Source organism: Helicobacter mehlei (assembly GCF_003660265.1).
Taxonomy (GTDB): Bacteria; Campylobacterota; Campylobacteria; order Campylobacterales; family Helicobacteraceae; genus Helicobacter; species Helicobacter mehlei.
Genome location: NZ_QXQP01000003.1, coordinates 113104 through 119458 on the forward strand (window position 1 = coordinate 113104; position 6355 = coordinate 119458).

7 protein-coding genes are annotated in these 6355 nt (G+C 46.9%); 1 reads left to right on the forward strand and 6 read right to left on the reverse strand.

Translation table 11 applies throughout. The annotated features are described in order from the left end of the window. Nucleotides 1-28: 28 nt before the first annotated feature. Genes EAO36_RS01960 through EAO36_RS01985 form a run of 6 tightly spaced genes read right to left on the reverse strand, consistent with a single transcriptional unit; the run spans nt 29 to nt 5912 of the window. Nucleotides 29-850, reverse strand: a complete 822-nt coding sequence (locus tag EAO36_RS01960; RefSeq protein ID WP_120948131.1) for a shikimate dehydrogenase — start codon at nt 848-850, stop codon at nt 29-31. Then, entirely contained in the window at nt 847-1374 is a 528-nt protein-coding gene (locus EAO36_RS01965) for an SH3 domain-containing protein (protein WP_162983242.1), read from the reverse strand. The genes EAO36_RS01960 and EAO36_RS01965 overlap by 4 nt, the downstream gene beginning before the upstream one ends. A 14-nt stretch (nt 1375-1388) precedes the next feature. Further along, nucleotides 1389-2447, reverse strand: a complete 1059-nt coding sequence (locus EAO36_RS01970; RefSeq protein ID WP_120955636.1) for a microcin C ABC transporter permease YejB — start codon at nt 2445-2447, stop codon at nt 1389-1391. Beyond that, on the reverse strand, nt 2447-4234 hold the full coding sequence (locus EAO36_RS01975) for an extracellular solute-binding protein (protein WP_205586156.1): 1788 nt from the start codon (nt 4232-4234) through the stop codon (nt 2447-2449). The genes EAO36_RS01970 and EAO36_RS01975 overlap by 1 nt, the downstream gene beginning before the upstream one ends. Beyond that, on the reverse strand, nt 4231-5208 hold the full coding sequence (trpS, locus tag EAO36_RS01980; protein ID WP_120948135.1) for a tryptophan--tRNA ligase: 978 nt from the start codon (nt 5206-5208) through the stop codon (nt 4231-4233). The genes EAO36_RS01975 and trpS overlap by 4 nt, the downstream gene beginning before the upstream one ends. Next, nucleotides 5205-5912 carry a methyltransferase domain-containing protein gene (locus tag EAO36_RS01985; protein WP_120948136.1) on the reverse strand — a complete coding sequence of 236 codons (708 nt, stop codon included), beginning with the start codon at nt 5910-5912 and terminating at the stop codon, nt 5205-5207. The genes trpS and EAO36_RS01985 overlap by 4 nt, the downstream gene beginning before the upstream one ends. Nucleotides 5913-5990: 78 nt before the next feature. On the opposite strand from EAO36_RS01985, the gene secG reads away from it, so the two are divergent. Beyond that, nucleotides 5991-6355, forward strand: a 365-nt coding sequence (secG, locus tag EAO36_RS01990) for a preprotein translocase subunit SecG (protein ID WP_120955640.1), incomplete at its 3' end; no start/stop codon positions are given.

Genomic DNA, 6355 nt, shown 5'->3' on the forward strand with positions numbered 1-6355 from the left:
CACCCAACTTAGGAATCAGATGATTAGGTTATTTGAGGACACCCCACATGGCTTTTAAAATTTGATCCAATGGCACTTGGTGGTGGCAAAAGAGCGCAAAACTCAAGGCGGCTTGGGTGATAAGCATGGCTTTCCCATCTAGGGTGATTAAGCCATGTTGGCGCGCTAGTTGCAAAAAGGGTGTGGATTTATGGTAGATCAGATCGTAGGCAATGTGGGCTTGTTTGAAGAGTGGGGTTAAAAGTGCGGAGTCTAGGGGCAAGGAATTATCCATAAACCCGGCGGTGGTGGTGTTGATGATGAGATCGTAGCTTTGAGGTTTAAAATTGTGGGGGGTAAAACATGGCATGTCTTGGGCCTTGAAAAAGTCCAGTTTAGCTAGACTGCGATTAAGCACGCTAATAGAAATGCCTACAGAGCACAGAGCACACGCCACCGCACGCGCGCTCCCCCCAGCTCCTAAGATAAGGGCAGTAATTTGGGCGGGGGATTTGTTTAGGGTCTTCAAAGGCTCTTTTAGGGGGAGATAAAAGCCCTCTATGTCGGTGTTATAGCCCACAAGCTTGCCTTTTTCAAACACCCAAGTGTTGATCGCCCCTAAGTTTTGCGCGGGTCCCTTGATCACATCGCTTAAGCTGAAAGCTATCTGCTTAAAGGGGGAGGTGATATTAGCCCCTTGTAGCCCTAATTCTAAAAATGTTTGCCCCAATAGATTGCCATTTGTTATTAAAATGCGTTGGTAATTGCCCTTAAAGCCCAAAGTCTGCTCTAGGGCTAAAAATGTGGCATTGTGTAGTAGGGGAGATTTAGAATGGGCAATTGGGTTGCCAAAGACCCCAAAAAGCTTCATTCAGAACTCTTTTTGAGCAAGTGCAAGAACACCCAGCCTTTTTTGATCCGCGCCCAACCCTCCTTGATCTCTAGCACTTGCACCTCTTGCCCCTTGAAAATTTTTTCCACGATGCGCGATTGCGTGTTAGGGTGTGCGCGCACATTCACCACATTAAAACTCACGGTAAAGATTTGGGGAGGTGGGGAGTCTTGAGTCTGCTTAGGGGCTTCTAGGGGTTTTGGAGTTTGGGGGGTGGGGTCTTCTTGTGCTGTTTGGGGGGCTATCTGGGCTGGGGGTGTGGCTTGGGTGTTTGGGATTTCTTTAGTTTCTGGTGGGCTGGGTGGGGTTTGCTTGGGGGGGGCTTGGGTGCTGTGTTCTAGGGGGGGCTTTTGTTCTTGGAGAGCGTGGAGGGTGCGTTCTAAATTAAAATTCCCATGGGAGCGCACAGCCAGCATAAACGCCCCCACATACACGCCCAAACAAACCAATAACACCAACAACGCATACCCATATAAACGCACGCTAGATTTTAAACCCATCATCATAACCCTTTCTTTTAACGGCGGTCAAAATCAATTCGCGGATCGACAAGACTATAAGTCAAGTCGCTCACCAAATTAATCACCAAACCTAGTAAAGTAAAAATATAAAGCGATCCAAAGACCACTGGATAATCTCGATTGACGATGCTATCAAAGCCTAACAGACCCAGCCCATCCAAGCTAAAAATGATCTCAATGAGCAAGCTCCCACTAAAAAATACGCCCAAAAAGGCACTGGGAAAGCCCGCAATCACTAAGAGCATCGCATTGCGAAACACATGTCCATAAAAAATACGCCCCTCACTGGCTCCCTTAGCGCGCGCGCTGATCAAATAGAGCTTACCCATCTCATCTAAAAAGGAATTTTTAACTAATAGAGTGAGTGTGGCAAACCCCCCAATGCTCATGCACAAAACGGGCAAGCTGATATGCCAAAGATAATCTTTGATCTTACCTAGCGTGCCTAAAACTGCAAAATTATCGCTCACCAAACCCTTTAGCGGGAAAATCTGCCAATAAGTGCCCGAAGCAAAGAGCACAATCAGAATAATGGCAAATAAAAAGGAGGGGATGGCATTGGCGACCACCACCGCCACAGAGCTGGCAATGTCAAAGTTAGAGTTGTTATGCCTTGCCTTGTAAATGCCTAGCGGAATGGAGATGAGGTAAATTAATAGCGTACTGAAAAATCCTAGCGAGATCGAAACGGGCAATTTTTCTTTTATCAAGTCAATCACGCTGATTTGGCGGTAAAAACTCTGCCCAAAATCAAACAAGAAGTATTTTTTGAGCATGGTTACATAGCGCTCCCACAAGGGTTTATCAAAGCCATAAAGCTTAGTGAGCTCTGCATACAGCGCGCTATCTAGCCCTTGTGCGCCCTTGTAGGCACTCTCATTGACCTGTTTTAACGAGGTGTTGTTGCTCTCTTGGTTGCCAGCATTGCTGATCTTAGCCACCATCTGCTCGACTGGTCCGCCCGGCGCGCTTTGGATAATGAAAAAATTGAGCGTGATGATGCCCCACAAAGTGGGAATAATGAGCAAAAGGCGTTTGAGGATATAGGCAAACATCAAGGACCTTTAAGCTCTCGATCCCACCACAAATAGGGCGAGAATCCATAGGGTGGGCTAGCTAACATGCCAATTTTATCCCAGTAGGCGATTCTAAAGTTGGAGGAATGGAAATGCGGGATCACATAAAACCCCCACAACAACACGCGATCCAATGCCCGCACGGCAGCAATTTGATTCGTGCGATCTTTGGCACTAACCACTAGAGAAATCAGATCATCAATGATAGGGTTAGCAATGCCTGCGTAGTTACGGCTCCCATTTTGCTTGGCACTGGCACTCCCCCAGTAGTAGCGTTGTTCATTGCCCGGAAACAAAGACTGCCCGATATTCCCCACGATCATGTCATAGTCAAACTTTTTCACCCGGTTGGTGTATTGGCTCAAATCCACCTTTTGGATCTGCATGGTGATCCCCAAAACCTTTAGATTTTTAGCGTAGGCAAGGGCTAAGCGTTCAAAAGCTTGGTTATTGAGTAAGATACTAAAGATAAAGGGTTTTTGAGTCTTGGGATCAATGAGCTGGTTATGGCGCACCACAAAACCGGCTTCTTTTAGGAGTTTTTGGGCGTATTTGAGATTTTCACGCCGACTGCTCCCCAGTTTGTCCGCCCCATTAGTGGTGGGCACTAAATAGGGCGTGGTGAAAATGCGTGGGTCATAAGCCTCTAAAGCCTTTTTGTAGCGATCCAAAATCTTAAGCTCTTGCCCCTCTGGTAGCCCCTTAGAGGCAAAGATTGAATTACTAAAATAGCTTTTTGTGCGGGTGTATTGGGAAAAAAAGAGGTTGAGATTAGCCCATTCAAAATCAAAGGCATAAAACAACGCCTCGCGTACGCGCGCATCTTTAAAAAGTGCTCGTCGCGTATTCATAAAAAAGCCTTGCATACCACCCGGTAGGGCATGTTTAAAAAGCTTTTTGATGATCCTGCCCTGCTCAATGCCCTTGCCCACATACCCCCTAGCCCAAACCTTAGCGGTACTCTCAAAACGCCAATCATACGCCCCGCTCAAAAATGCTTGCAACGCCACCGAGTCATCTTTATAGTAGTCAAAAGAGATGCGATCGAAATTATACTGCCCCCTTTGAGCGGGGAGATTTTGTGCCCAATAATGTTTGTTGCGCTTATAGGTGATTTTCTTACCCACTGCAAAGGATTCAATCACATAGGGTCCGCTAGAGACAGGCACTAACAAAGGGTCTTTATCAAACCCATGTTTTTCAAAAAAATGTTTGGGGATGATTTGGAGTTGCCCTAAGATCAGAGCTAATTCGCGATTTTTGGTGTCTTTAAAGCTGAATTTGACATGGCGATCATCTAAAACTACCGCTTCTTGCACATCCCCATAGTATTGCCTAAAAACCGGACTCCCCTTTTGCATGAGTGTATCAAAGCTGTATTTGACATCATGGGCGGTGATTTTAACCCCATCGCTAAATTGAGCGTGCGGATCAATCCCAAAGATCACAAAGCGGTTTTGTGGATCGAGCTGAATATCATTGGCAATTAGGGCGTATTCAGCATAAGGTTCATCCAAACTTTGGACCAAGAGAGTGTCATAGACCAATTCTAGCCCGCTAGCCTTTGTGCCCTTCAACACAAAGGGGTTGAGGCTATCAAAAGTCCCCAAAGCATAGTTTCTTAAAGTCCCGCCCTTAGGGGCATTGGGGTTGGCATAATCAAAATGCGTGAAGTTATGTTGGTATTTGGCCGGATCGCCCAAAGAGATAAAGGGCGTGGCACTCAGGGCGAGTGATGAAAGCAAAGTTAAAACAAAAGCAATCACAAGAGCCCCATCAAGCTTTTGGCGCGTTGGTAGGTTTTTTTGGCAATGGGCTGGACTTGCTCTAAGCCTTCCTTAAGGATACCTAGCACATAGGCTGGATCGTTTTGGATTTGGGCGTATTTTTCTTGAATGGGTGCTAGAGTGGCGATTAATAAATCGATCAAGGCTTGTTTAAACACCCCATAGCCCTTGCCTTCAAATTCTAATTCCACTTGGCTAGGGCTCTTTTGGCTCAAAATGGCATAAATGCTCAACAAATTGTAAATCCCCGGGCGTTCTTTGTCAAAAACCAAAGTGCCTAGTGAGTCGGTGGTGGCTTTTTTGATCTTTTTGGCAATCACATCGGGAGCATCGAGCAAAAAGAGCGCATGGAAAGCCCCCTTATGGGATTTGCTCATTTTGACCAGCGGATCATCTAAGCCCATCACCCTAGCCCCACTGCTAGCGATCAAAGGCTCAGGCACTTTAAAGCACTCCCCAAAATCGCGGTTAAACTTGATTGCCAAATTGCGGGCTAGCTCCAAATGTTGCTTTTGATCCTCCCCCACGGGCACAGCATCGCTTTGATAAAGCAAAATATCAGCCGCCATCAACACGGGATAATTAAATAACCCCACGCTAACACTCTCAGCCCGTGCGCTCTTGTCCTTAAACTGGGTCATGCGGCTAAGTTCGCCCATGCTGGCCACACAATCTAATAACCAAGTGAGTGCGCCATGCTCGTTAATTTGGCTTTGCACAAACAAAGCCGAACGCTTGGGATCAATCCCGCAGGCGAGTAACATGCCCGCCATCTGCAGGCTCTGCTCTTTTAAAAGGGCGGGGTCTTGGGGCAAAGTGATGGCATGGGAATTGACAATGCAAAAAATATTCTCATAGCAATCTTGCAAATCTACCCAATGCTTGATCGCCCCCAGATAATTCCCCAAGTGCACTCCTCCAGTGGGCTGTATCCCTGAAAATACCCGTTTCACCGCTTTTCCCCCACCAAAAACACGGCTTCGTAGCTTAAAGATTCATAGGGGGCGTTGCACCTCAAGGCTTTGGCCTTGCTAAAGGGCAACCCCCCACCCAACAACCCCCCTAATTTGAGCTGGTCTAAAAACTCTTCTCTTTTGCTAAAAGTTTGGCTAAAATTTTCCATCCACATTTTGGTTACAAACCCCTTAAAACTTTGATCTAAAATGTTGCAAACCTCTTCTCTTTGCCTCAAGGGCGAATGCGTGCCCAAAAAGGCATGCACCTCTTGCAAACTGGCACTGGTGTGAATCGCCAAAGCGACTTGCTGGCAACTTTGCGCCAAGTGCCTACACACGCCCCCCAAATCGTGCGCCCACTGCAAGGACGAACAAGCAATGCCCAAATCAAACGTTCCCCAAGTGTTGTGTTCAAAATCCGCACACACCAAGCGCACATGCCCCACCCCCTCCATGCGCTTAGGGTGTTGCTCCAACATCTCAGCCGATCGATCCAAGCCCACAAACTCCCCCACAGCGATTTTAAAATGGGGTAATTGTTGCAACACATTACCACTCCCACAGCCCAAATCCAACACCCGTGCATAAAAACGCCCCGCCAAACCAGCTAAGAGTCTGCTGACGATTTGGTTTTGCACGCTGGAGTAAAGAGCATAACTTTGAGCCATCCGATTAAAAGAGTGGCGCGCCATCCCACACATACCGCCCCTTGTTAAAGCCCCAATTTTAATAAAATTTTGCTAAAATAGCCATTTAATCATGTTTTGGGAGTACTAGAGTTGAGCGGTCTGTTCTTGGTCTTGCAAATTGTCTTGGCGGTGGCGATTGTCATTGTGGTGTTGTTGCAAAAGAGTTCCAGCATTGGGCTAGGGGCTTATAGTGGGAGCAATGAGTCGCTTTTTGGGGCTAAGGGCCCGGCAAGCTTTTTGGCCAAATTAACCATGTTCTTGGGGTTTTTATTTTTGGCAAATACCATCGCTCTAGGCTATTTTTACAACAAAGAATATAATATCAGCGTGCTAGATAGCACCCCTAAAAACTCCCCCCTCAAAGCTACTCCCCTAGTCCCCCAAAATCCAACCAATAACCCCCTAAACCCCCTGGGTGATAACCCCTTATTCCCCCAGCAAACCCCCAACCCCCT

What these genes read in the sequence shown, in the direction of transcription:
- EAO36_RS01970 (WP_120955636.1), bottom strand. Translation starts at nt 2,447, where the DNA reads ATGTTTGCCTATATCCTCAAACGCCTTTTGCTCATTATTCCCACTTTG.
- EAO36_RS01985 (WP_120948136.1), bottom strand. Translation starts at nt 5,912, where the DNA reads ATGTGTGGGATGGCGCGCCACTCTTTTAATCGGATGGCTCAAAGTTAT.
- EAO36_RS01965 (WP_162983242.1), bottom strand. Translation starts at nt 1,374, where the DNA reads ATGATGGGTTTAAAATCTAGCGTGCGTTTATATGGGTATGCGTTGTTG.
- EAO36_RS01960 (WP_120948131.1), bottom strand. Translation starts at nt 850, where the DNA reads ATGAAGCTTTTTGGGGTCTTTGGCAACCCAATTGCCCATTCTAAATCT.